Genomic DNA, 23,826 nt, shown 5'->3' with positions numbered 1-23,826 from the left:
CGCCTTCACACCATCATGAATCCTGGTCACTACTTGGCGCGCAGGCTCGCGCCCGCGTTCTTCGCGCTCGCACTCGGCGCATCGGATGCCGCGTTGGCGGCGCATCCGCTGGACCTCAGTCCGCAGCAGGTCGGGCGCGTACGCGCGGCAACCGATGCGGCCGCGATCGGCGCTGTCCCGCAGGCGTTTCCGTTTGTCGGCAAGGATGCGCTGACCGTCGGCGTGGTGGCGGGCTTGCCACCGCTCGGCACCTATGCAACCGATGCGAAGACGCTCGTCGGATTTGATCCGGACTTGTCGCAGCTCGTCGCGGATGGCCTCGGGCGCAAGCTGAAGATCGTCGCGCTGTCGTGGCCGGATTGGCCGCTCGCGCTTCAGTCGGGCAAGGTCGACGCCGTGATCGCGAACGTGACGGTGACGGAGGAGCGCAAGGACAAATTCGACTTTTCGACCTATCGGCGCGATCAGCTCGGTTTCTACGTCGCGAGCGGCAGCGCAATCAAGTCGATCCGGGAGCCGAAAGACATCGCGGGCTTGCGCGTGATCACCGACGCAGGCACGAACCAGGAAAAGATCCTGCTCGAATGGGACAAGGAGAACGTCGCGCGCGGATTGAAGCCGGTGCAGGTGCAGTACTACGACGACGCCGCGGTGCGCACGGTGGCCTTGCTGTCGGGGCGGGCCGACGTGATCCTGAGCGTGAACGCGCTGCTCGCCTACGAGGAGGCGCAGCAGGGCAAGATCCGCTCCGTCGGCGCGATCAGCGGCGGCTGGCCGCGCACCGCCGAGGTCGCGATCGCGACGCGCAAGGGCAGCGGCTTGGCGGCGCCGCTGACGATCCTGCTGAACGACTTGATCGAGGACGGCAAGTATCGTCAGGTGCTCGAGCGTTGGAATCTCGACTCGGAAGCACTCGAACGCGCGCAGACGAATCCGCCGGGTCTGCCCAAGACCTGACGGCTCGACGAGTTTCATGACGGCTGCCATGCAGCCGCCCATCCGCCATTGATGATGAGGTATGCAAATCAATGCCGGTGGGACGACGGCCGCTGCAGCGCCGCGAATTTCCCTTCAATCACAGCGAGATGCCGTCTTTTTCCGGCAATGGTTTGACGCGTCCGCGCGTAACGAAATCGAGCGATTCCAATGCAAAAATTGACAGAAATCAGGGGGCGCGTGCGCACCGGCGGGCACGCGCAACGCAAGACAGCACTCGCGCTGGCTGCGTTTATGCTGGCAAGCAGCGGGGCCGTGCGGGCCCAGACGGCCGCTGCTCCCGCTGCGGCGAGTGGCGCGGCCGCAACGAAACAGCAGTCGACCTTCGCGGGCACGGTGCAGGATGTCGTCGTCAGCACGGGCACGCGCGAGACCGACAAGAAAGCGGCGCAAAGCTTGAGCCCCGTCGACGTGATAAGCGGCAAGGCGCTGCAGGCCACAGGTCAGACCAACCTGCGCGACGCGCTGGTGCAGCTGTCGCCGGCCATCGCGCGTCAGCAGTATGCTGGCGATGCTGCCCTGCTGACCGATGCGCTGACTCTGCACGGACTCTCCCCCGATCATGTGCTTGTGCTCGTGAATGGCAAGCGGCGCCACAGCACGGCGAACATCTCTCTGGACCCCGGACCACAGCAAGGCTCGACCGGCGTCGACATCGATATGATTCCGGTCGGCCTGATCGATCACATCGAGATTCTGCGCGACGGCGCTTCGGCGCAGTACGGCTCGGATGCGATCGCAGGCGTAATCAACATCATCCTGAAATCGAACACGCATGGCGGCTCGATCGACAACACGACCGGCCAAACCTACAAAGGCGACGGCCTGAAGCAGAGCAATTCGGCGAGCACCGGCATCGCGCTCGGCGAGAACGGCTTCGTCGATCTGAGCGCCGAATACGACCGGCAGAACCACACGGTGCGCACGGGGTTTGACAACGATTTCGGCACGGTCCCGAATGGCTTGCCGAACCCGATCGAAGGCGACCCGTCCAACACCCGCGAAGTGGTTGGCTTCAATGCGGGCTACTTCGTCAGCGACAACGTCGAGCTTTACGGCTTCGGCACCTACGCACACCGCAACGCTGCCGCGTATCAGAACATCCGTTCGCCGAGTTTGCTGCCCGCGGTGTATCCGAACGGTTTCACGCCGCAGGAAACCATCAACGAGAACGACTACTCGGTCACTGCAGGCGCGAAGGGCGAGCATCTGTTCGGCTGGTCGTGGGACTTGAGCACGACGTATGGCGGCGACTACATTGGCCTCGGCATGGTGGATTCCGCCAATACCGGCCTGTTCACGGCCACCGGCTCGACGCCGACGAGCTTTCGCCTGGGCAGCCTGCAGAATACACAGTGGACCAACAACCTCGACCTCTCGCGGCCATTCCATTTCGCGTTGCTGCCGGCGCCGCTCAACGTGTCGGTGGGCGTGGAGCACCGACACGAGACCTACGCGGTCGGCGCGGGCGAGCCCGCTTCGTATCTCGACGGTGGGGCGCAAGCGTTGCCGGGCTTCGCGCCGGTCAGCGCCAGCAACAACTCGCGCGACGTGCTCGGCACCTATATCGACCTGTCTACGCGGATCACGCCGAAATGGCAGATCGAGCTCGCGGGCCGCTATGAGCATTACAGCGAGGTCGGCGATACGACCAACGGCAAGATCTCGACGCGCTACGACTTCACGCCGCAGATCGCGTTGCGGGGCAGCATCAGCACGGGGTTTCGCGCGCCGTCGCTGGCCGAGGAGTATTTCACCAACTTGAATGTGTCGCCTCAATCAGCACAGGGACTTCTCGCCGCCAACTCGGCGGCGGCGCGGCTGATCGGCGCGACGCCGCTCAAGCCTGAAGAGTCGACCAACTACAACCTCGGGCTCGTGCTGAATCCGGTGCAAGGCCTGAACGTGACGATCGACGCGTACCAGATCAATATCCGCAATCGCATCGTCGCCGGCGGCACGGCGTCGGGCGCGGCAGCCATCGCCGCGATGCAGGCGGCGGGCATCGCGATTCCGTCGACCGTGCCCGCGAGTGCGGTGTCGGCGAGCTACTTCACGAACGGCGCGAGCACGCGCACCACGGGCCTCGATTTGACGAGCACCTATCACTCGAGCTTCGGTCCGTGGGGGCAGGTCGACTGGGATCTAGGCGTGAACGTGAACAACACGTCGGTTACGAAGGTCGCGACCGGCGTCAACGGCCAGTCGACGCTCAACGCGCAGCAGATCGCGTGGCTTTCTACCGCGACGCCGAAGAACAAGATCATCGTCGGCGGCACCTGGCGTCTCGATAAGTGGGCGGTGAGCCTACATGAAACGCGCTATGGCCCGACCACGACGCAGGCCACGTATTTCAGCGGACCGAACGCGTTCTCGACGACAAACTTCCTCGAGTTCCACAACTCGGCGAAGTACATCACCGACCTTGAAGTGCGCTACGACATTACGCACCACTTCCAAATCGCGGTCGGCGCTAACAATCTGTTCGACGCCTATCCGAACAAGCTGCCGGTCATCGCGCAATTGGAGGGTCTCCAGTACGACGGCACGGGTTCACAGATCAGCCCGAACGGCGGCTTCTACTATTTGCGCGCGCGATATCAGTTTTGACTGAAGAAACGATGCGCGCCATGCGCTGCTATCGATAGCACGATTTATCGCAACGCCGGGAAGAGCCATTCACCATAATCGGTATTGCTCTGTTGATGCGGTGAATCGTACCCGTTCAACCTCTTGTCGCGCGGATTCGCGTGCGCAATTTGGATTTCATTCCATGTCCTATTCGCTTTCGATTCTCGACAAAAGCCCGCTCGCGGAAGGGTCAAACGCGCACGATGCGCTGCGCTTTTCCGTGCGACTCGCTCAGCGCGCCGAGGCGCTCGGCTACCGACGTTTCTGGCTCGCCGAACATCACGGTGCACCAGGGCTCGCGAGTTCCGCGCCGGAAATCGTTGTCTCGCACGTGCTCGCGCATACGTCGCGCATCCGCGTTGGCTCCGGCGGCGTAATGCTGCAGCACTACAGCCCGTTCAAGGTGGCCGAAACGTTCAAGGTGCTCGCGGCGCTCGCGCCGGGCCGCGTTGATCTCGGCGTCGGAAAGGCGCCTGGTGGCCTGCCGCTGACGACGCGCGCGCTGCAATGGTTCCACGACAAGACAAAGAAGTCGGACTTCGAGCATCAGTTGGCCGAGCTCGACGCGTTCTTGAAATTGGGTGTCGCCGAGGATCATCCACTCGCCGGCGCCCTCGCACTGCCGGTGCCGCCGGAGGCGCCGCAGCGCATCGTGCTCGGCGGCAGCCCGGAAAGCGCGGCGCTCGCGGCGCGTTACGGCTGGGACTTCTGCTACGCCGGGCATTTTAACGGCGACGAGGCGAACATCGAGCGCTCGCTTGACACCTTTCGCAGTGCCACCGGACGCGCGCCGCTGCTCGCGCTCTTTGCGTTCGCGGCGGCGTCGCAGGCCGAGGCCGAATGTCAGATCGGACCGCTGCGTATCTTCAAGATGCGCTTCGCGAGCGGGCAGAGCGTCAATCTGCCGAGCCCGGAAGTCGCCGCGGAATTCGCGCGGCAAGCCGGCATCACCGACTACCGCCTCGACGAAACGCGCCCGCACGTGATCGCGGGCACGCCGGACGCGGTGCGAGCGCAGCTCGACGCGTTGCAAGCGCGCTATGGCATCGACGAGTTCGTGATCGATTCGCCGGTGACTGACTACTCATTGCGGCTCGCATCGGTCGAGCTGCTGGCCGGCGCGGTCCACGCCGCGGCGCTTTGAATTCCGTTCAGCCCCAATACCCGCTACCAGGACTCGACCATGTCTACTCAGCGCAACATCAATTTCGGCATCATGCTGCACGGCCCGGGCGGCCATATGAACGCATGGAAGCATCCGGCCGGGCCGGCTGATGCGAGCGTCAACATCGATTTCATGGTCGGCATTGCGCAGAAGGCCGAGGCGCATGGCTTCGCCTTCGGCTTCGTGGCCGATGGTCTTTACATCAACGAGAAGTCGATACCGCACTTCCTGAACCGTTTCGAGCCGATCTCGATCCTCTCGGCGCTTGCCACCGTCACGAAGACGATCGGTCTGGCCGGCACCGTCTCGACGTCGTACAGCGATCCGTTCACGGTCGCGCGCCAGTTCGCCTCGCTCGATCTGATCAGCGGCGGGCGCGCGGGCTGGAACGTCGTGACCACGCCGCTCGAAGGGACCGCTAAGAACTATGGAGGCTCACATCCCGATCACGCGCTGCGCTACGAGATCGCCGACGAATATCTGAGCGTCACGCAGGGCCTGTGGGACAGCTGGGACGACGACGCGTTCGTGCGCGACCGCGAGAGCGGCCGCTTTTTCGATCGCGACAAGCTGCACACGCTCAATCACGAAGGCAAATTCTTCCAGGTGGCGGGGCCGCTCAATATCCAGCGCTCGCCGCAGGGGCAGCCGGTGATCTTCCAGGCGGGCTCGTCGGACGCCGGCATCGCGCTCGCAGGCAAATACGCGGATGCGGTGTTCACGCATTCGCCGTCGCTCGAAGAGAACCGCGAGTTCCGGGAGCGCGTGCGGCAAAGCGCGGTCGAGCATGGCCGCTCGGCCGACGACGTGAAGATCTATCCGGGCATCGGGCCGATCGTCGGCGCGAGCGCTGAAGAGGCCGAGGCGAAGCACGACGCGATCCGCAATCTGCTCTCCGTCGACGAGGCGCTGGCCTATCTCGGGCGCTTTTTCGATCACCACGATTTCACGCAATATCCGCTCGACGCGCCGTTCCCCGAGCTCGGCGATCTCGGCAAGAACAGCTTCCGCTCGACCACCGACCGCATCAAGGCCGATGCGCGCAAGGACGGCCTGACCTTGCGCGAGGTCGCGCTCAACGTCGCGACGCCGCGCTCGCAGTTTGTCGGCACGGGCGAGCAGATCGCCGACAAGCTAATCCGCTGGCTCGACGCGGGCGCCGCCGACGGTTTCATTCTCGGCTTCCCGGTCCAGGCCCAGGGGCTCGACGATTTCATCGCGCACGTGCTGCCGGTGCTCGAAGCGCGTGGCCGCTACAGCCGCTCGCCGGCCGGCAAGACGCTGCGCGATCACCTCGGCCTGCCGCGACGCGAAAGCCGCTACGCGCTCGCGGAAACGGCCTGACGGCGCGCGCGAGAAGGAGCGGTTCATGAGCGATTCCCTGCTGCACACCACCGCGCCGGCCCATCTGCTCGGCGCCGACGCGCGCCAGCCCGACGACTACGCGCACTACCGGATCGTGCCCTCGCGCAATCGCGCGCGCACGGCAGGCACGCTGCTCGCAATTGCGCTGATCGTGATCGTCGGCAGCTCGGTGCTCGGCAATCCGCGCTGGGGCTGGGGCGTGTTTGCGCAATGGTTCTTTGCTGAGCCGGTGCTGTCGGGGCTCGGCCGCACGCTGCTGCTGACCGCGCTCGGCGCGAGCTTCGGCTTCCTGCTCGGGGTGCCGGTGGCGCTCGCGCGCGTATCGCATTCGCCCTTGCTCGCGGCGTGCGCGTGGGCGTTCGTCTGGGTGTTCCGCTCGATCCCGCTGATCGTGCTGCTCCTGATCCTCAACAATCTCGGCTATCTGTACGAGCACGTGTGGCTCGGCGTGCCGTTCACGCACATCACGTTCTTCGAGCAGCCGACCACCGAACTGATCGGACCGTTCCTCGCCGCCGTGCTCGGGCTTGCGCTCAATCACGCGGCGTTCTCGTCGGAGGTTATTCGCGGCGGGATTCTGTCGGTCGATCAGGGACAGCTCGAGGCGGCTGCGGCACTCGGCCTGCCGCGCGGCCGGCAAGCGTGGCGCATCGTGCTGCCTCAGGCGATGCGCTCGATTCTGCCGACCGCATTCAACGACGTGATCGGCCTCGCGAAGGGTACCTCGGTCGTCTATGTGCTCGCGATGCCAGAGCTGTTCTACACCGTGCAGATCATCTATCACCGCAACCTCGAAGTGATTCCGCTGCTGATGGTCGCGACCGTTTGGTATCTGATCATCCTGACGGTGCTGTCCGCGATTCAGGTGCACGTCGAACGCTATTTCGCGCGCGGCGCCACTCGCAATCCGGCTCGCTCCCGCCTCGGCGCAGTTTTCGCGGGCTGGCTGGGCCGCCGAGCCGCGCTGGCGAATCCGCCAGAGGCCGCGCAGCCGGAGAGGACCGCGCCGGCGAACGACGCCGCGGACGCGGCCCGCTGGGCCGAGCGCCGCACCGGTGGCGCGGTACGCATCCATCGCGTGTCGAAGCGTTTCGGCACGCACCAAGTGCTCGACGATATTTCGCTGACGGTGCCATCGGGCAGCGTCACCGTGATACTCGGAAAATCGGGCTCGGGCAAGTCGACGCTGCTGCGCTCGATCAACCATCTGGAGCGCGTCGACGACGGCTTCATCGACATCGACGGCGAACTGGTCGGCTACCGCCGCGAGGGTCGCACGCTTTACGAGCTCAAGGAGAAGGACATCCTCGCGCGGCGTGTCGAGGTCGGCATGGTGTTCCAGGGCTTCAACCTGTTTCCGCACTTGAATGTACTCGAGAACGTCGTCGAAGCGCCGATCGCCGCCGGGGTGCCGCGCGCCGATGCCGAGCAGCTCGCGCGCGAGTTGCTGGCGCGCGTCGGTCTCGTTGACAAGCCCGATGCCTGGCCGCGCCAGCTGTCGGGCGGCCAGCAACAGCGTGTCGCGATTGCCCGCGCACTTGCGCTCAAGCCGAAGGTCCTGCTGTTCGACGAACCGACTTCCGCGCTCGATCCTGAGCTCGTCACCGAAGTGCTCGACGTGATCCGCCAGTTGGCCCGGTCGGGCACGACGCTCGTCATCGTCACGCACGAGATCGGCTTTGCGCGCGAAGTGGCCGACACGATCGTGTTCATGGATCGTGGCCGCATCGTCGAGTCCGGCTCGCCGGGGAAGGTGCTGGGGGCGCCGGAGCATCCTCGCACGCGGGAATTTTTGTCGAAGGTGCTCTGACACCGATCCGCCCGGGTTGCCGAACTACTGAACCTGATCGTCCGCGTAAAGGAATCATTTATGAGCACGCTCGAGTCTTCCGCTCTCTTGTGGCCGTTACCGCCTTCCGCGTATGCGCCCGCGCGGCCCGAGCCCTCGCCGTGGCGCGGTCGGCGCGGCCTGCTGGCATCAGTCGCGCTGCACGCCGCCGCGGTCGCGGCGCTGGTCGCCTGGTCCTCGTATGTGCCGAAGAGCGCGCCGTCCGAGAAGGTGGTCACGCTGGTGCTGGAGCGGCCCGCGCCGCAGCCCCTGAAAATTGTGCCGCCGAAGGTGGAGCCGCTCAAGGAAGTGCCCCGCGCCCAGCCCGAGCCGGTCCATCGCAGCGTGCCACGTGTCGTGCCGCAGCCTTTGCGCAGCGCGCCCGCGCCGCAGCCGCGAATGGTGGCCGCGCCGGCCGAGACCGCGCAGATCGCCGCCGCGCCGCCCGCGCAATCGGCCACGCCTGCGCCCGTGGCCGCGCCGTCCGCTCCCCCGGCGTCGCGCGTGATCGGCCAGGAGGGCATTCCCTCCGATTACGTGAACCAGGTGTTCCAGCGCATCAACAGCAGCGCCGCCGCGCACTATCCGCGCATCGCGCGCTTCAACCACCTGGAGGGACGCGTCGGCTACCGGCTGACGCTCGCGCCCGACGGGTCGCTTCTGCACTGCGAACTGCATTCGTCCGGCGACGCAACGCTCGACGCCGCTGCGAACGACGCCATCCGCGCCGCTGCGCCGTTCCCGCGCTTGCCCGATCTGGGCGGCTCGTCGTATGTGCTGCAGGGCGCCATCGTTTATCAGGCCGATTAACCGACCAACCGACCAAACAACCGTCCAACGGCCTGCCACGCATCATCGTTGAGGACTTCACTTCATGAGCACTGTTCAAATCGCGCAGCACTTGTCCCCGTGGGGGCTTTTTTTGCAGGCCGACGCAATCGTCAAGATCGTCATGGTGCTGCTTGCGCTCGCCTCGCTCGCGAGCTGGGCGGTCATCGCCGACAAGCTGTGGCGCTTTCGCGAACTGCGCGCCCGCGCCGCGCGCTGGCAGACCGCGCTCGCGCAGCCTGACGGACTCGCCGCGCTGTCCGAGGCGCTCGCGAAGGAGCCGGCCGACCCGTTCGCGCGGGTCCAAACCGCGATCGCCGCTGAATGGGACCGCAGCCACGCCGCGCAATTGACGCATACGCCCGCCGCGCGAGACGCGCTGAAGGAGCGCATCGCGCGCGTCGCGCAGATCGCCGCCGGCGTCGAAATCGAGCAGCTGCAGCGCGGCTTGCAGCTGCTCGCGACGGTCGGCTCGGTAGCGCCGTTCGTCGGGCTGTTCGGCACGGTGTGGGGGATCATCAACTCGTTCCAGGGCATCGCCTCGACCAACAGCACGAGCCTCGCCGTGGTCGCGCCGGGCATTTCGGAGGCGCTGTTCGCCACGGCGCTCGGGCTGGCCGCCGCGATTCCCGCAGTGGTGGCGTACAACCGCGCATCGGGCGATCTCGGCGCGTATGCAAACCGTCTCGGCACCCTCGCGGGCATCGTCGAGGTCGAGCTGTCGCGCGCGCTCGAAGCGGGTGAGGCGCGGCTTGCGCATGCCGCCGGCGCGCCCGGCGTGAACCCGGGCGGCGGCGGCGCGCGCAACGCGCATGCCGGCAGCGGCGTGGCCGCCGCGCACGCGGCGTTCGTCAACGGTGGCGCGGCCGTGAGCGGAGCCTGACATGGGTGCGCGACTGCGAAATCCGGGTCATCGGCCGGGCGCCGCGTTCGGCGCGCCAGTCAGCGAGATCAACGTGACGCCGCTTGTCGACGTGATGCTGGTGCTCCTGATCGTGTTCATGGTCGCGGCACCGCTGATGGCGTCCGGCGTGAAGGTCGATCTGCCGACGAGCAATGCGAAGCCGCTCAACGAAGAAAAGCCGCCGATCGCGGTCAGTCTCGACGCGCACGGCCAGGTGTACGTCGACAAGACGGCGGTCAGCGACCAGGCGCTCGTGCCGGCGCTCGCGCAGGCATCGGGCGGCGATCGCGAGCGGCGCATCTATCTGCGCGGCGACCAGTCGCTGCCGTACGGCAAGGTCGTCGCGACGATGGGGCAAATCAACGACGCGGGCTACGCGAAGGTGGCGCTCGTTTCCGAGCCGCCGCAAGCGCATTGACGTCTCGCCAATCAACATCTGAGAGGAGTTATTTCGAACCATGAGTCGAGACCTGCTGTTGCTGCTTGAACCGGGCTTTACCGATCCCGCTCATCCGGGCGAACGTTTTATCTGCCCGCATAGCGCGCCGATCGAAGGGCTGCTCGCGAGCGACCCTGCGCGCACCGTACGGCTCGATATCAAGCGCGTGCCGTTCGCGCGGCCGAGGCCCGATGTGATCGCCGCGCTCGACGAAGCGCATCAGAGTTTGCCGACCCTGGTGTTCGGCGATGAGCATCCGATCCCAGACGACGCTCAGGCCCTCGGCGACAAGCGCTTCATCACCGATACGAACCGGATTCTCGAGCTGCTGGCCGCGCGTTACGGCTTTCCGAAGGTGCATTGATACGGCAGCACGTCCGGTCTGTTGTGCAACAACTCCGGTGGAGCTCTAGTGCGCCGAGGGCCGGCATACACGGAACTGGCACTTTTCGCCAGAGTCGAGGCCGATGGCGGATCCGGCGCCGCCGCCGTTGTCGTACATCGAGGTATCGGGCGGCTTGTATCGGGATATGATGATCCACGACTTCGATACTGCCTGTTGGTTGATGGGCGGTGCGCCGGCGCGAATTTTCGCCAGCGGGGCATCGCTCGTCGACGCGCAGATCGGTGCGCCGGACCTGCGTGGCACGTGACACCGTGATGCCGGCGCAATGGTTTCTCCGCATTGAACCGGGCATGGCCAAAACGGTTTGCCAGGGGTACACACGAATCACCAAGTGGAATACCGGCCTGCCGTAGCAATCGCGGGTTAGGGTAACAGCCCGGCCCGCGAGCGGAGGCCAGGGCCGGTTCGCCGCTACTTCAACGGACTCAGCGAACGGTTCATTGCGACCACGTCCTCGTGGCTGGGGTTTGCCCCCAGCTTCGCAAAATGCTCTGGCATCTGGTCACGCTTTTCTGCGGCTTGCCCTTTGATTGCAGCGGCGAGTGCTCGGCGCATCGTTTTCGCATCATAGTCGCAGCAATACGCCGGCGTGGAGGGCTGTTGGCGCCACGAATCCTCGAGTGAGCCGGCATCGATCGGGTCAAAACCAGCCTGGTTGACGAGTGACATAACGATCTGCTTCGATCGAGGGTCGTCCCCGGCGACGGCCATGGCTAAACGGCCCGGATGGCCTTCCGGCAGCCCAAGCTTCTGGAGCGAGTATGCCAACACATTGTTGAACGCCTTGATCACGGGCCGCCCGAGTTGCCTGGAAACCCAAACGCTTTCCGTCATCCCGTCGTCAAGCTCGGGAATCCGGGCGTCACGCAGGCCCGGATAGTAATTGCTGGTGTCGACAACGGGTACGTCCTGCGGCACGGCATCGAACAGATCGGACGGAAGTTCGCTCATTGCTGGCAGCGGGATGGAAAGGACGACGACGTCGGCGCCAGCGACCGCCCCGTATAGATCCGCCGCTTTTGCGCCGATCTCGTCAGCAAATTTGCGCACACCTTCCACGCCATCTGCGTTTGCGACATATACCTCATGCCCTCCGGCTTTCATCTTGCGTGCGATGGTGCCGCCAATGTTACCGATTCCGATGATTCCAATCTTCACGAGAACTCCTTGAGTTTCTGCGTTTGTCAAAAAAGCGGCTTTGCACTGCGGCCCTCGATTGCGTCGTTAGTCGAATGGGCGGAATCGAGGCGCGAGCAAGCGGCTGAACCTCCCCGCGACGCCAATGCGTGATTGTCGACCAAGGGGAGTGGGGTGGTCATTGCCAGGCGGTGGGCGCGGGTGACGCCTGAACGATCATTGTGACGAAGTCGGCAATGTCCTCCATTGCGCTAACGGAGTGCTGCAAGCCCCCGTCCATCGTGAGAAACCCGTGGATCGTGCCGTCGTAACGCTTGACGCGCGTGGGAACGTTGGCTTGGGAAAGCCTCTGCGCATATTGCTCACCCTCTGCGCATAGCAAGTCATATTCGGCAGTAAGCACGAACGCCGGCGGCAGGTTGCGCAGATCATCAGCATACAAAGGTGCGAACCGCGGGTCTCGCCGCTGTGTTTTTTCCGGGATATATTGGTCAAAAAACCATGCGATCTCATCTCGAGTCAGAAACGGTGGCTCGAACTTACGCATAGATTCGGAGTCGATGTCGCCGGCGACGCTCGGATAGACGAGAACCTGCGCGGAGACTATCGGTCCCGCGGCATCTCGAGCAAGTTGCGACACTACTGCGGCAAGGTTACCGCCCGCACTATCGCCCGCCACGATGACCGGCACCGTCTTCCCGGCGATGCCTTCCATGTTGTTTGCCGCCCAGCACAACGCAGCGTAAGCATCGTCAACAGCGGCGGGAAACGGGTGTTCAGGAGCGAGCCGGTAGTCGACCGAGATGATCGCGCAGTTTGTGCGAGTGGTCAGTTTTCGGAGGACCGCATCGTAGTCCTCAAGCGTCCCTACGGTCCAGCCCCCACCGTGGTAATAAACCATTAGCGCGGAAGGCTGCTCGCAAGGCAGGTACTTCTTGACGGCAATTGCCCTGTTTGCGGCGGGCACAGTGCAGTCTTTGACGCTACAAAGCTCTGGCCCATGCAACGCGCGAGCGCTGAGGCTCCGCGTGAGCTCTCGAAGCGCAGCGACAGAAATGCTGCCGACCTTTGGTACACCGGCGGCGGCCATGGCGTCGAGAAGTTCTTGCACACGAGGGTCAACCGGCATGGATTTCTCCTTCAAAGGTTTTGCTAGACCGGAATCTGCATCGGATCCATGTACTCGCGAATGGACGACACCTTGTTATCGCGAATCTGAACCAGGAAGTGGTACCGATTGCGATACGTTCGGCCATCGTGCCACTCGCCTTCCGCTTCCAACTCAACGGCGACTCGATCACCTTCGGCAGTGAGGCCAAGTACTCGGTGCTCCATTCCGTTCGGTAACACTCGATGCATATTGGTCATCATGCGACGCGTTCGTGCAGCATCCTTGGGGCCCGCGACCTTTACGCGCTCAGGGTCGCCGATGACCCACCAGGTTGCATCATCGGTGAGCAACGAGATCGCTTCCTGCATTTTCATTTCGAAGGCAAGTGCAAGAAAGCGAAGTGCTGTTTGTTTGTTTGCATCAAGCTCATTACTGGGCATGTTGTTCGACGCTCGCAGATATATGTTGCAGGGGGCTCGACAGAAGGCATGCCGTGTGCACTAACATTCAGTCGAAGTTGCTACGTTGCTTTCCCAACGCTGCCTCGACGCCCTTGCGCAAGTCGTCAGTGGCGGCACAGTGAGCAATGGCCGTCGCTTCCTGGGCCAACTGGTCGTCAAAACTGCCGTAGGCAGCACGGTTGAGAAGAGCCTTTGTTTTGGCCATGGCGGTGGCGGGCCCTGCGGCTAGGCGCCGCACTAGCTTTTGGGTTGCGTCTTGTAGCTCCGATTCACTTACTACTTGCGTGACAATGCCCAAATCCATGGCCAGCTTTGCATCAAGCCGCTCTCCGAGGAGCGCGAGCCGCTTCGCAGCCTTTATGCCCATCGCTGCCGTAAGCATCCCACTCAGACCACAGTCCAACGACAAACCAACGAGCACGTGCGCGGCAATGAAATACGTGCTCTCGGCGCTGATGACGAAATCAGCCGCCAAGCATAGCGATAGCCCGGCGCCAGCCACCGCTCCACGCGTGGCAACGACGATCGGTTTCGGCGAGTCGAGTAAAACCTTGGGCAGCCGATTGCCGATCAAGAGTTTTTGTTCGAAGGCATCGAATCGCCTTTCGGAGGAGAGGTACAGCAGCTCGCTGAAGCCTTTCAGGTCTCCCCCAGCGCAAAAGGCTTCACCTTCTGCCTGGATGACGATGCATTTGACCGCTGGGTCGGCGCTAGCCAAACGTACCTTATGAATCAGCTCGCTGGTGAGCTCAGGGTTTAAGGCATTGCGAGCCTCGGGACGATCCAACGTGATAGTTGCGACCCGTTCGTTGACAGCAAACTTGACGTATTCGAGCATGTTCAGTTCCTCTTTCGAACCGGAAGATCTGGCTGCAACGGCACGGGTTACGATAGTGTTGAAGGTCTTCTTGCAGCCGGTGGCCTGTTGATGCGTAGTGTGTGGTCACAGCCGATCGAAATCACGCTGCTTCGACTTCGGCGCGCCCGTTGTTGAGCACGACCACATCGCGCTCCGCTACACGCGACCTAAAACTGAAGATTTCGCTGTCTCGCCAAATTTCGGTAACGACTGTCTCCCCGGGGTAAACCGGCGAGGAGAAACGCAATTGCATTGCGCGTAGCCGTTCAGGGCGGTTGTCACAGCATGTTTGCAAAATGGCGCGCGTGGCGACACCGAACGAGCATAGTCCGTGGAGGATAGGCCGCTCGAAACCTGCCTTCTTGGCTAGTTCAGGGTCGGCATGGATCGGGTTGTAGTCACCCGACAAGCGGTAGATAAGAGCGGCTTGGGGCAGCGTATCAACCGAACATTCAAAGTCTGCTGGACGCTCCGGGATCGAGTGGACCGGTGGAGCGTTGGCAATGGTGCTCCCGCACCCCCCGTCTCCGCGCAAGACGTATGTGGAGGTGACTGTGCTGACGATGTCGTCGCGATCCTTTTCGCGCAGCTGCTTTTCGAGGTACAGCATGGCACCCTTGCCGGCCCCTTTATCGATGACTCCGCTGATGCGATAGGAGCCGACGTAAGTCTTCCCCGGTTCGAGCGGACGGTGAATCGCGAATGACTGTTCGCCGTGCAGAATCTTGACCCAATCTACTTCCAGCTCAGGTTCCTTGAGCCAAGCCCCTGGATGGCTGATTACGTTAACCATGGATGGGAATACTTTTAGCCCATCCTCGTAAGTGAACTGCAGATGGTTCCTGTCACTGGGTGCTGCGCCGATGCCTATGCCGAGCGAATACAGAATGCAGTCCTGCGGGCTAATGTGCTGAGCAATCGGCGAAAACCGCTTGGCAAGTAATCTTTCGAGGTTCATAGGTCACGGTCCCTTCAGAGATCAGACTGGGTCCCAAGTGAATACATCGCGCGACCGGTCTAAGGGAGAGAACGATCCACTCAGCATCGGAATAGCGCGCTCGACACAACTCTCGACGGTCCATCCGTCGCCGGCGTGCGCCGTTCGAATAGGGCGAGGCTGCGAGAACAGATAAATTTCGTTGCTACGCACCCCGAATATCTGACCTGTGACGTCCTTTGCGCCGTCCGTAAGAAGCGCGCAGGTGAACGGCGCGATCTTGGCGGCTTCCATGCGCATGTTGATCTTCGTGCGCTCGATCCCCTCCGGAGTGTCGGTGGGAATGGTTCCTACCATACGAGTGAAAGCGAACGGAGCGATACAGTTTGAGCGGACGTTGAATCGCTGCATGTCCAGCGCGATTGCCTTCGACATGCCCACGATGCCCATTTTCGCAGCGCAATAGTTGACTTGCCCGAAATTTCCAATCAAACCGGATGTGGAGGTCATGTGTACGAACGCGCCCCCTTCTTGAGCCTTGAAATGCGGGGCGGCGGCACGTGACATGTTCCAACTGCCCTTCAGATGCACTCGGATTACCGCATCGAAATCATCCTCGCTCATCTTGTGAAAGATGATGTCGCGGAGGTTGCCCGCGTTGTTCACAATGCCATCGAGACGTCCATATACGTCTATGGCTTGTTGCACGATTGCCTGCGCCGCATCCCACTCGGCCACACTATTCGTGTTGGCGGTCGCTATGCCGCCGAAGCTTTGAATCTCCTTAACTGTCTGGTGCGCTGGGCCGGTGTCGCTTCCCGAACCGTCGATGTTGACGCCGAGATCGTTGACGATAACGCTCGCGCCTTGGCGAGCCGCTTCAAGGGCAATGCATTTGCCGACGCCAGCTCCGGCGCCGGTGACGATGATGACTTTTCCTTCCAGAAGACGTTCCATAGGAAGATGCTCTCGACTTTAAGTTGCGGTTAGGCGGAAGCTTCCCGGGTCAGGGGAGTCTTTGATAAATGTACTGCATGACTATAGTATGCTTCAATACTAAGTATGCAGCGCGACCTTGGAGGCGTCAACCACGAAGTTGATGTCATTCGCAGCGCTCGTTCGCCGGGACGCCGCGGCGATGCGAGCTCCCTCTATCGGAGGAGCCGCGCACGGTGCTGTTTAAGGCCGCTCGCGCTTCCCGATCAGACATCGCCCGTAAGCGATCTTTTCAAGCCGTAGCCCGACGCAATGTCTCCACATTGGTCCACGTCGCACACATCGACCATCGCCCGACAATTGCAGATACTTGCATATCGTCTGCAACCATACTATAGTCGGGGTGACAGTCGACCGCCGAGCTCGAGTACTCCTGAAGCTCATGGTCTAGGTCGCGCAACCCGTTTCGCGCACTGTGATTGGTGTGATGCTCGGATCCGCGTGGATGACAACAGAAAGTATTTGGTTTAGGAGCGACTTGGCGACGGAATTCGTCGGAAAGTTATCGTGGAGCGGCAAGGAGTTCGATCATGAGCAAGATTGGATGCATCGCGGCGGTTGATCGAGAAGGTCCGCGGGTCCTGGGGCGCACATCGAGCGATTTACCCGTGATGTTTCGAGTGGTCAATCGCGTGGCGATCATTACGCTGAATCGACCGTCCGCGCTCAACACATTGTCGCCAGAAATGGTGCGCGAATTGACGCTTCACATCGAGCACTGTGGGGTCGACAGAGACATAGCGGCAGTTATCGTGATGGGGATGGGCGATACGTTTTGCGCGGGCGTCGACCTTCGGACCTTGTATCTAGCCGCCATGGCAGGCGATAAGAAGTGGCGTCAGCTTATCGCCGACGAGTACCGGCTAATTTTTACCTTCCAGCAACTGAAGAAGCCGCTGGTGGCTGTAATGGACGGCTTTTCAACAGGGGGCGGCATTGGCTTGGTGCAATGCGCGTCGCTGCGCATTGTCAGTGAACGAAGCAGGTTTCAGTTAAACGGACCACGCATTGGGTTCGTTCCGGATGGAGGTGCCACATGGTTCCTGGGCAAGCTGCCGGTCGAGTTGATGCTGTATATCGGTTTGACGTCAGCAACGATAACCGGTGCCGATGCGATCGGGTGCGGTCTTGCCGACGCCTATGCATCCAGTTCGTCTCTGCGTGGATTTGAAAGGCGCTTAAATCTGCTGGATGCAAGCGACCTTCGGCAAAGCCTAAGAGAGGTATTCGTGTCTCCATCGGACGTTGTTCCGGACACCTCCTTGGCGGCTTTCCTGCCGTTGATTCGAGAACACTTCGCTGCTCATTATTCGGTTGAGCAGTGCATTGGATCGCTCTCAAATGGGTTCCGTCGTGAGTCGGAAGCGGCCAAGCGGGCATGGTTTCAAGCAACGCTTGATTCCCTTCGAGCACATTCTCCACTGATGCTGAACGTGATGCGTGAAGCTTTGCTGCGCGGACGGAAAATGACGCTTGCCGAAAATTGCCGCATGGAATTCGACCTGACCATGCGCGCAATAGAGGTGGGTGATTTTTGCGAGGGGGTTAGGGCGCACGTGATTGATGGCGACAACGCTCCGCGCTGGATGTTTCCTACGCTTGAAGACGTCAATTCCGCCGTTCTGGACAAGTTCTTTTCGCCGTGGACGTGTTGCGCGCCACATCCGTTAGCGGCGCTCGCGGCATGAGAGAGGATCGGGTCGCGGCACGGAAGCTCGGCCTATCTTTTGGGGGGATGGGCAGAGTGATCTATCGAAGTCATTGAATGGAATGTGAAATGAAAATACTGGTGGCGGTCAAGAGGGTCGTTGACTACAACGTCAAAGTGCGAGTCAAGTCAGACGGCACGGGTGTCGACATCGCAAACGTGAAAATGTCAATGAACCCCTTCGACGAAATTGCGACTGAAGAAGCGGTTCGTCTGAGGGAAGCCGGGATTGCAACAGAAGTGGTTGCGGTGTCCGCAGGGGGACCTCAATCGCAGGAAACCCTGCGTACCGCTCTGGCGATCGGCGCAGATCGCGCGGTTCTGATCGAGTCTGAAGAAGAGCTGCAGCCGCTTGCCGTTGCCAAACTGTTGAAGGCGTTAGTGGACAAGGAGCAGCCGCAACTCATCATTCTTGGCAAACAGGCGATCGACGACGATTCGAATCAAACGGGCCAGATGCTTGCAGCCTTGGCGCACCTGCCGCAAGCGACGTTCGCGGCGAAAATCACCGTTGCTGACGGCAAAACCACGGTGTTGCGTGAAGTGGATGGCGGCGCGGAAACGCTGTCGCTTACGCTTCCGGCTCTCATCACGGCAGACCTGCGCCTGAACGAGCCGCGCTACGTCACGCTGCCGAACATCATGAAGGCGAAAAAGAAGCCACTCGAAACGATCAAGCCTCAAGACCTTGGTGTCGATGTCGCACCGCGACTGAAAACCCTGAAGGTTGTGGAGCCGCCGAAGCGCTCCGCCGGCGTGACGGTGCCGGACGTGAAAACGCTGGTCGGGAAGCTAAAGAACGAAGCTAAGGTGTTGTGAGAGGGGACTGGAAAAATGACGAAACCGGCTAATCTGGTATTGGCAGAACACGACAACGCATCCATCAAGTCCGCGACATTGCACACCATCGCCGCCGCTCAGAGGATCGGTGGCGACATTCACGTGCTGGTGGCCGGCCACAACGCCCAGGCTGCGGCGAATGCCGCTACGGCAATCGCGGGCGTCAGCAAGGTCTTGCTCGCCGACGCGCCGCAGCTCGCCGAAGGCCTCGCGGAGAACGTCGAGGCAACGGTGCTGAACATTGCAAAGGACTATTCGCACATCCTCGCGCCTGCAACGGCATACGGTAAAAATATCGCGCCGCGTATTGCCGCGAAGCTCGATGTCGCACAAATCAGCGACATCACCGCAGTGGACAGCGCGGACACATTCGAGCGGCCGATCTACGCAGGGAACGCTATTGCGACGGTGCAATCGACCGACCCGATCAAGGTCATCACCGTGCGTACGACCGGCTTCGACGCGGCAGCGGCGGAAGGCGGCACCGCATCGGTGGAGAACATCGACGCAGCGGCGGATGCAGGCATCTCGCAGTTCGTAAGCCGTGAAGTGACGAAGCTTGATCGTCCCGAGCTGACGTCGGCGAAGATCATCGTCTCCGGTGGTCGAGGTCTCGGCAACGGCGACAACTACAGGCAGGTGCTGGAACCCCTTGCCGACAAGCTGCATGCGGCGCTCGGAGCATCGCGCGCGGCTGTCGATGCGGGCTTCGTGCCCAACGACTTTCAGGTCGGCCAGACGGGCAAGATTGTCGCGCCGCAACTGTATGTCGCGGTCGGAATTTCTGGTGCGATCCAGCACCTCGCGGGCATGAAGGATAGCAAGATCATCGTCGCTATTAACAAGGACGCCGAGGCCCCGATTTTCAGCGTCACCGATTATGGCTTGGTCGGAGACTTGTTCACGATCGTACCGGAACTCGTCAAAGAGCTTGGTTAGAAAAATGCAGCTGCGCTTGCATGCGTCGATGTTTGGCGGCATGTGAAGTCCACATCAAGACGAAACCCTTATGAACTTTGCTCTTACTGACGATCAGATTGCCATACGCTCCGCCATTGAAGAAATCTGTCGATATTTCGACGATGACTATTGGCTCAAGCGTGACAGGGATGGGGGGTTTCCTCACGAGTTCCATGCGGCCATGGCTAAGGCCGGATGGCTCGGGATAGCGATGCCGGAACAATTCGGTGGCGCAGGGCTGGGCATTACCGAGGCGGCGCTGATGATGGAGACCGTTGCGGCCTCGGGCGGAGGTCTATCGGCGGCATCAGCTATACATATGAACGTGTTCGGTCTTCATCCAGTCGTTGTCCATGGCACGGATGAACAGAAAGCGCGGTGGCTGCCATCGATCATCGACGGACATCACAAAGCGTGCTTCGGGGTGACGGAGCCGAATACGGGCCTGAATACACTCAAGCTGAAGACGGCGGCTGTTCGTCAAGGTGATCGCTACGTTGTGAATGGTCAGAAGGTCTGGATTTCGACCGCCCAGGTCGCCGATAAGATCATGCTTCTTGCGCGCACGACCCCCGCTGATGAAGCGGCGGCGGCAACACATGGGCTGAGCCTTTTCTATACGGATTTGGACCGTAGCAAAGTCGAAGTGCGAGAAATCGAGAAGCTTGGCAGAAAGGCCGTGGATTCAAATCAGCTGTTTATCGACGGACTGGAGATCCCGTTGGAGGATCGTATTGGCGAGGAGGGGCGGGGATTTGAGTATGTCCTGCACGGCCTCAATCCAGAGCGCATCCTTGTCGCAGCAGAGGCGACCGGTTTGGGCAAGGCTGCGCTGCGCCGGGCATCGACATACGCAGCGGAGCGCGTCGTCTTCGACCGTCCTATCGGCATGAATCAGGGCATCCAGCATCCTTTGGCCGAGCGCTGGGTGGATCTCGAGGCAGCAACCCTTCTATATCAACGCGCGTCGTTTCTCTACGACGAAGGACGATCCTGCGGGGCGGAAGCGAACGCAGCGAAGTTTTTCTGTGCGGAGGCGGGGTTTCGGGCCTGCGAGACCGCCGTATTGACGCATGGCGGTATGGGGTACGCAAAGGAATATCACGTTGAGCGATATTTCCGCGAAGCAATGTTGCCTCGTATTGCTCCCATTTCGATTCAGTTAGCACTCAGCTTTATCGGGGAAAAGGTCCTCGGATTGCCGAAGTCTTACTAACCGTCGAGTAGTTCATCTATATAGCTTCCCATTCGACCGGCGGCGAGCCGCTCTCGCGGCTCGATCAGTGCTGATGCATTTTCACCAACGAAAACGGAAACGGAGACACAATGCACATCGGAGTGCCTGCCGAGACGCATGCGCGCGAAACACGCGTCGCCGCAACGCCCGAAACGGTTAGGAAGTTCGTGGCGCAAGGCCATAGGGTCACCATTGGTAGCGGCGCAGGAACAACCGCCAGCTTTCAAGACGAGGCGTTTGCTGCTGCTGGTGCGGAAATCGTTGATGCAGCTACAGCTTTCAGTGGCGACCTGGTTCTCAAAGTCCAGTCGCCAACCGAGTCGGAACTGTCCTGGCTCAAGCGCGGCGCGGTTTTGATCGGCATGTTGGATCCATTTAACGCCGAAAGTGCGCAAAAGCTTGCTGCAGCCGGCGTGACCGCCTTCGCTCTCGAAGCGGCGCCGCGTACAACGCGCGCGCAAAGCCTGGATGTGCTGTCGTCGCAGGCAAACATTGCGGGCTACAAGGCAGTGCTCGTCGCCGCGTCGTTGTATTCGCGCTTCGTGCCGATGCTAATGACGGCGGCGGGCACCGTGAAGGCTGCGCGCATGCTGATTCTCGGCGCAGGCGTCGCGGGCTTGCAGGCGATCGCGACTGCAAAGCGGCTGGGGGCGGTGATCGAAGCGTCCGACGTACGCCCGGCGGTCAAGGAGCAGATCGAATCGCTCGGTGCGAAATTCCTCGACGTCCCGTACGAAACCGACGAAGAGCGGGAGGCTGCTCAAGGCGTAGGCGGCTATGCTCGGCCGATGCCGCAGTCTTGGCTGACGCGGCAGGCTGAACTGGTGCATGAGCGTGCGAAGCAAGCCGACATTGTGATCACCACGGCGCTGATCCCCGGGCGCCCCGCGCCCACTCTGATCTCCGTGGAGACTGTCCAGTCGATGAAGCCAGGCTCGGTGCTCGTCGATCTCGCGGCTGGCCGCGGGCCGGACATCGACGGAAGGAAGGGAGGCAACTGCCCGCTGACGGTCGCCGATCAAGTGATCGTGCACAACGGCGTGACCATCGCCGGCTACACGAACCTCGCATCGATGGTCGCATCGGACGCCTCCGCGCTGTATGCGCGCAACGTGCTCGATTTCACAAGGCTGATCATCTCGAAGGAAGGCGCGCTGACCGTCGACCTGACAGACGACATTGTCGCCGCGACGCTGCTCTGCCGCGACGGCGAAGTGACCCGCAAATAACGGAGGAGACCATGGAAGTCATCAATCACACGGTGATCAACTTGATCATCTTCGTCCTGGCGGTGTATGTCGGCTACCACGTGGTGTGGAACGTCACGCCTGCGCTGCATACGCCACTGATGGCCGTGACGAACGCGATCTCCGCAATCGTGATCGTCGGCGCAATGCTCGCGGCGGCGCTCACCGTCGGTGCGGCCGGCAAGGCCTTCGGCACGCTCGCGGTCGCGCTCGCGGCCGTCAACGTGTTCGGCGGCTTTCTCGTGACGAGGCGAATGCTCGAGATGTTCCGGAAGAAGGAGCCCAAGCGTGTCGAGGGCGGCAAGGAGGGCGCGCGATGAGCATGAACGTCGTCACGCTGCTGTACCTCGTCGCATCGGTGTGCTTCATCCAGGCGCTGAAGGGCCTGTCGAACCCGAAGAGCGCACGGCGCGGCAACCTGTTCGGGATGGTCGGGATGGCCATCGCGATCCTCACGACGATCGCGCTGATCGTCAAGCAGGCCGCGTGGCTCGGCGCGAACCTGCCGCTCGGCATCGCGCTCGTGCTCGGCGCGCTGATTGTCGGCGGCGGCGTCGGTGCGTTCGTCGCCGCGCGCGTCGAGATGACGAAGATGCCCGAGCTCGTCGCGGCGATGCATTCGCTGATCGGTCTCGCGGCCGTATGCATCGCGTACGCGGTGGTGTCGCAGCCGGAAGCGTTCGGCCTCGTGCCGCAGGACGCGGTGTCGTCGAGCTTCATCCCGTACGGCAACCGCGTCGAGCTGTTCATCGGCACCTTCGTCGGCGCGATCACGTTCTCCGGGTCTGTGATTGCGTTCGGCAAGCTATCGGGTAAGTACAAGTTCAGGCTGTTCCAGGGCGCGCCGGTCGTCTATGCGGGCCAGCACCTGATCAATCTGATGCTCGCGCTCGCGATGCTCGGCTTCGGCATCCTGTTCTTCATCACGCAGTCGTGGCTGCCGTTCGTCATCATGACGGCGATCGCATTCGTGCTCGGCGTACTGATCATCATCCCGATCGGCGGGGCGGACATGCCGGTGGTCGTGTCCATGCTGAACTCATACTCAGGGTGGGCCGCGGCTGGCATCGGCTTCTCGCTGAACAACGCGATGCTGATCATCGCCGGGTCGCTCGTCGGCTCGTCGGGTGCGATCCTCTCGTACATCATGTGCCACGCTATGAACCGGTCATTCTTCAACGTGATCCTCGGCGGCTTCGGTGGCGACGCGGCCGCTGGCGGAGCGGGCGCTGCGCAGGAGCAACGCCCGGTGAAATCGGGCTCGGCGGACGACGCGGCGTTCATGCTCGGCAACGCGGAATCGGTCGTCATCGTGCCGGGCTATGGTCTTGCCGTCGCCCGCGCGCAGCACGCCCTGAAGGAATTGACGGACAAGCTGATCGAGAAAGGCATTGACGTGCGCTATGCGATCCACCCGGTCGCGGGGCGAATGCCGGGGCACATGAACGTGTTGCTCGCGGAAGCTGAAGTGCCGTACGAGATTGTGCTCGAGATGGAGGACATCAACGGCGAATTCGGCCAAGTGGACGTGGTGCTGGTGCTCGGGGCGAACGACGTCGTGAACCCGGCCGCGAAGAACGATCCGAAATCGCCGATCGCGGGCATGCCGATCATCGAGGCGTACAAGGCCCGCACGGTGATCGTCAATAAGCGTTCGATGGCGGCGGGCTATGCGGGCCTCGACAATGATCTCTTCTATATGGACAAGACGATGATGGTTTTCGGCGACGCCAAAAAGACCATCGAGGAAATGGTCAAGGCGGTAGCTTGA

23 protein-coding genes are annotated in these 23,826 nt (G+C 62.0%); 17 read left to right on the top strand and 6 right to left on the bottom strand.

What is annotated here, in order from left to right:
* Window positions 1-15: 15 nt before the first annotated feature.
* From B0G57_RS00220 to B0G57_RS00175, 10 genes are all read left to right on the top strand, one after another.
* Window positions 16-957: an ABC transporter substrate-binding protein gene (locus tag B0G57_RS00220; RefSeq protein ID WP_018438538.1), complete on the top strand. Its 942-nt coding sequence runs from the start codon at window positions 16-18 to the stop codon at window positions 955-957.
* Window positions 958-1,146: 189 nt separating this feature from the next.
* On the top strand, window positions 1,147-3,606 hold the full coding sequence (locus B0G57_RS00215) for a TonB-dependent receptor plug domain-containing protein (protein WP_018438537.1): 2,460 nt from the start codon (window positions 1,147-1,149) through the stop codon (window positions 3,604-3,606).
* 163 nt (window positions 3,607-3,769) lie between these two features.
* Window positions 3,770-4,771, top strand: a complete 1,002-nt coding sequence (locus B0G57_RS00210) for an LLM class flavin-dependent oxidoreductase (RefSeq protein WP_018438536.1) — start codon at window positions 3,770-3,772, stop codon at window positions 4,769-4,771.
* A 39-nt stretch (window positions 4,772-4,810) separates the two neighbouring features.
* Window positions 4,811-6,136 carry an LLM class flavin-dependent oxidoreductase gene (locus B0G57_RS00205; protein ID WP_018438535.1) on the top strand — a complete coding sequence of 442 codons (1,326 nt, stop codon included), beginning with the start codon at window positions 4,811-4,813 and terminating at the stop codon, window positions 6,134-6,136.
* A 25-nt stretch (window positions 6,137-6,161) separates the two neighbouring features.
* A complete protein-coding gene (locus tag B0G57_RS32065) occupies window positions 6,162-7,967 on the top strand; it encodes an amino acid ABC transporter permease/ATP-binding protein (RefSeq protein ID WP_020565954.1) in 1,806 nt (601 codons plus the stop codon).
* Window positions 7,968-8,027: 60 nt separating this feature from the next.
* Complete coding sequence (locus tag B0G57_RS00195) at window positions 8,028-8,795, top strand: TonB family protein (protein ID WP_018438533.1); 768 nt, start codon at window positions 8,028-8,030, stop codon at window positions 8,793-8,795.
* Between the two features lie 64 nt (window positions 8,796-8,859).
* A complete protein-coding gene (locus tag B0G57_RS00190) occupies window positions 8,860-9,696 on the top strand; it encodes a MotA/TolQ/ExbB proton channel family protein (RefSeq protein WP_018438532.1) in 837 nt (278 codons plus the stop codon).
* 1 nt (window position 9,697) lies between these two features.
* Window positions 9,698-10,135, top strand: coding sequence for an ExbD/TolR family protein (locus B0G57_RS00185; RefSeq protein WP_018438531.1), 438 nt, complete (start codon window positions 9,698-9,700; stop codon window positions 10,133-10,135).
* A gap of 40 nt (window positions 10,136-10,175) precedes the next feature.
* The gene (locus B0G57_RS00180) at window positions 10,176-10,520 is read left to right on the top strand and encodes a DUF3088 domain-containing protein (protein WP_018438530.1); all 345 of its coding nucleotides are present in this window, start codon (window positions 10,176-10,178) and stop codon (window positions 10,518-10,520) included.
* 103 nt (window positions 10,521-10,623) lie between these two features.
* The gene (locus B0G57_RS00175) at window positions 10,624-10,809 is read left to right on the top strand and encodes a Gfo/Idh/MocA family protein (RefSeq protein ID WP_018438529.1); all 186 of its coding nucleotides are present in this window, start codon (window positions 10,624-10,626) and stop codon (window positions 10,807-10,809) included.
* A gap of 164 nt (window positions 10,810-10,973) precedes the next feature.
* Here the strand turns inward: B0G57_RS00175 and B0G57_RS00170 are convergent, their stop codons facing one another.
* From B0G57_RS00170 to B0G57_RS00145, 6 genes are all read right to left on the bottom strand, one after another.
* Window positions 10,974-11,720 (bottom strand): NADPH-dependent F420 reductase, encoded by a 747-nt coding sequence (locus tag B0G57_RS00170; RefSeq protein ID WP_018438528.1) that lies wholly within the window; start codon window positions 11,718-11,720, stop codon window positions 10,974-10,976.
* Window positions 11,721-11,877: 157 nt separating this feature from the next.
* Window positions 11,878-12,828: an alpha/beta hydrolase gene (locus B0G57_RS00165; protein WP_018438527.1), complete on the bottom strand. Its 951-nt coding sequence runs from the start codon at window positions 12,826-12,828 to the stop codon at window positions 11,878-11,880.
* Window positions 12,829-12,851: 23 nt separating this feature from the next.
* A complete protein-coding gene (locus B0G57_RS00160) occupies window positions 12,852-13,250 on the bottom strand; it encodes a nuclear transport factor 2 family protein (protein ID WP_026229272.1) in 399 nt (132 codons plus the stop codon).
* A gap of 67 nt (window positions 13,251-13,317) precedes the next feature.
* Window positions 13,318-14,109, bottom strand: coding sequence for an enoyl-CoA hydratase/isomerase family protein (locus B0G57_RS00155; protein ID WP_018438525.1), 792 nt, complete (start codon window positions 14,107-14,109; stop codon window positions 13,318-13,320).
* Between the two features lie 121 nt (window positions 14,110-14,230).
* Entirely contained in the window at window positions 14,231-15,088 is an 858-nt protein-coding gene (locus tag B0G57_RS00150; RefSeq protein ID WP_018438523.1) for a MaoC family dehydratase, read from the bottom strand.
* A gap of 21 nt (window positions 15,089-15,109) precedes the next feature.
* Window positions 15,110-16,024 (bottom strand): SDR family NAD(P)-dependent oxidoreductase, encoded by a 915-nt coding sequence (locus B0G57_RS00145; protein ID WP_018438522.1) that lies wholly within the window; start codon window positions 16,022-16,024, stop codon window positions 15,110-15,112.
* Between the two features lie 569 nt (window positions 16,025-16,593).
* On the opposite strand from B0G57_RS00145, the gene B0G57_RS00140 reads away from it, so the two are divergent.
* The 7 genes from B0G57_RS00140 (at window position 16,594) to B0G57_RS00110 (ending at window position 23,826) form a co-directional block, all read left to right on the top strand.
* Window positions 16,594-17,751 carry an enoyl-CoA hydratase/isomerase family protein gene (locus B0G57_RS00140; protein ID WP_083925468.1) on the top strand — a complete coding sequence of 386 codons (1,158 nt, stop codon included), beginning with the start codon at window positions 16,594-16,596 and terminating at the stop codon, window positions 17,749-17,751.
* An 89-nt stretch (window positions 17,752-17,840) separates the two neighbouring features.
* Window positions 17,841-18,590, top strand: a complete 750-nt coding sequence (locus tag B0G57_RS00135) for an electron transfer flavoprotein subunit beta/FixA family protein (protein WP_018438519.1) — start codon at window positions 17,841-17,843, stop codon at window positions 18,588-18,590.
* Window positions 18,591-18,605: 15 nt separating this feature from the next.
* Window positions 18,606-19,550: an electron transfer flavoprotein subunit alpha/FixB family protein gene (locus B0G57_RS00130; RefSeq protein WP_018438518.1), complete on the top strand. Its 945-nt coding sequence runs from the start codon at window positions 18,606-18,608 to the stop codon at window positions 19,548-19,550.
* A gap of 70 nt (window positions 19,551-19,620) precedes the next feature.
* The gene (locus B0G57_RS00125) at window positions 19,621-20,787 is read left to right on the top strand and encodes an acyl-CoA dehydrogenase family protein (protein ID WP_102606762.1); all 1,167 of its coding nucleotides are present in this window, start codon (window positions 19,621-19,623) and stop codon (window positions 20,785-20,787) included.
* 110 nt (window positions 20,788-20,897) lie between these two features.
* Window positions 20,898-22,037, top strand: a complete 1,140-nt coding sequence (locus tag B0G57_RS00120) for a Re/Si-specific NAD(P)(+) transhydrogenase subunit alpha (protein ID WP_018438516.1) — start codon at window positions 20,898-20,900, stop codon at window positions 22,035-22,037.
* 11 nt (window positions 22,038-22,048) lie between these two features.
* Window positions 22,049-22,375: an NAD(P) transhydrogenase subunit alpha gene (locus B0G57_RS00115; RefSeq protein WP_018438515.1), complete on the top strand. Its 327-nt coding sequence runs from the start codon at window positions 22,049-22,051 to the stop codon at window positions 22,373-22,375.
* Window positions 22,372-23,826 carry an NAD(P)(+) transhydrogenase (Re/Si-specific) subunit beta gene (locus B0G57_RS00110; protein WP_018438514.1) on the top strand — a complete coding sequence of 485 codons (1,455 nt, stop codon included), beginning with the start codon at window positions 22,372-22,374 and terminating at the stop codon, window positions 23,824-23,826. The genes B0G57_RS00115 and B0G57_RS00110 overlap by 4 nt, the downstream gene beginning before the upstream one ends.

The organism is Trinickia symbiotica, from assembly GCF_002934455.1.
Lineage (GTDB): Bacteria > Pseudomonadota > Gammaproteobacteria > Burkholderiales > Burkholderiaceae > Trinickia > Trinickia symbiotica.
This window is presented reverse-complemented; position numbering and strand designations above follow the sequence as displayed.

Bases quoted from the DNA above. Each gene is read 5' to 3' on its own strand.
- B0G57_RS00190 (WP_018438532.1), top strand. From the start codon at position 8,860: ATGAGCACTGTTCAAATCGCGCAGCACTTGTCCCCGTGGGGGCTTTTT.
- B0G57_RS00110 (WP_018438514.1), top strand. From the start codon at position 22,372: ATGAGCATGAACGTCGTCACGCTGCTGTACCTCGTCGCATCGGTGTGC.
- B0G57_RS00185 (WP_018438531.1), top strand. From the start codon at position 9,698: ATGGGTGCGCGACTGCGAAATCCGGGTCATCGGCCGGGCGCCGCGTTC.
- B0G57_RS00135 (WP_018438519.1), top strand. From the start codon at position 17,841: ATGAAAATACTGGTGGCGGTCAAGAGGGTCGTTGACTACAACGTCAAA.
- B0G57_RS00115 (WP_018438515.1), top strand. From the start codon at position 22,049: ATGGAAGTCATCAATCACACGGTGATCAACTTGATCATCTTCGTCCTG.
- B0G57_RS00165 (WP_018438527.1), bottom strand. From the start codon at position 12,828: ATGCCGGTTGACCCTCGTGTGCAAGAACTTCTCGACGCCATGGCCGCC.
- B0G57_RS00160 (WP_026229272.1), bottom strand. From the start codon at position 13,250: ATGCCCAGTAATGAGCTTGATGCAAACAAACAAACAGCACTTCGCTTT.
- B0G57_RS32065 (WP_020565954.1), top strand. From the start codon at position 6,162: ATGAGCGATTCCCTGCTGCACACCACCGCGCCGGCCCATCTGCTCGGC.
- B0G57_RS00195 (WP_018438533.1), top strand. From the start codon at position 8,028: ATGAGCACGCTCGAGTCTTCCGCTCTCTTGTGGCCGTTACCGCCTTCC.
- B0G57_RS00125 (WP_102606762.1), top strand. From the start codon at position 19,621: ATGAACTTTGCTCTTACTGACGATCAGATTGCCATACGCTCCGCCATT.
- B0G57_RS00140 (WP_083925468.1), top strand. From the start codon at position 16,594: ATGAGCAAGATTGGATGCATCGCGGCGGTTGATCGAGAAGGTCCGCGG.
- B0G57_RS00205 (WP_018438535.1), top strand. From the start codon at position 4,811: ATGTCTACTCAGCGCAACATCAATTTCGGCATCATGCTGCACGGCCCG.
- B0G57_RS00150 (WP_018438523.1), bottom strand. From the start codon at position 15,088: ATGAACCTCGAAAGATTACTTGCCAAGCGGTTTTCGCCGATTGCTCAG.
- B0G57_RS00120 (WP_018438516.1), top strand. From the start codon at position 20,898: ATGCACATCGGAGTGCCTGCCGAGACGCATGCGCGCGAAACACGCGTC.
- B0G57_RS00155 (WP_018438525.1), bottom strand. From the start codon at position 14,109: ATGCTCGAATACGTCAAGTTTGCTGTCAACGAACGGGTCGCAACTATC.
- B0G57_RS00210 (WP_018438536.1), top strand. From the start codon at position 3,770: ATGTCCTATTCGCTTTCGATTCTCGACAAAAGCCCGCTCGCGGAAGGG.
- B0G57_RS00130 (WP_018438518.1), top strand. From the start codon at position 18,606: ATGACGAAACCGGCTAATCTGGTATTGGCAGAACACGACAACGCATCC.
- B0G57_RS00175 (WP_018438529.1), top strand. From the start codon at position 10,624: ATGGCGGATCCGGCGCCGCCGCCGTTGTCGTACATCGAGGTATCGGGC.
- B0G57_RS00215 (WP_018438537.1), top strand. From the start codon at position 1,147: ATGCAAAAATTGACAGAAATCAGGGGGCGCGTGCGCACCGGCGGGCAC.
- B0G57_RS00180 (WP_018438530.1), top strand. From the start codon at position 10,176: ATGAGTCGAGACCTGCTGTTGCTGCTTGAACCGGGCTTTACCGATCCC.
- B0G57_RS00220 (WP_018438538.1), top strand. From the start codon at position 16: ATGAATCCTGGTCACTACTTGGCGCGCAGGCTCGCGCCCGCGTTCTTC.
- B0G57_RS00145 (WP_018438522.1), bottom strand. From the start codon at position 16,024: ATGGAACGTCTTCTGGAAGGAAAAGTCATCATCGTCACCGGCGCCGGA.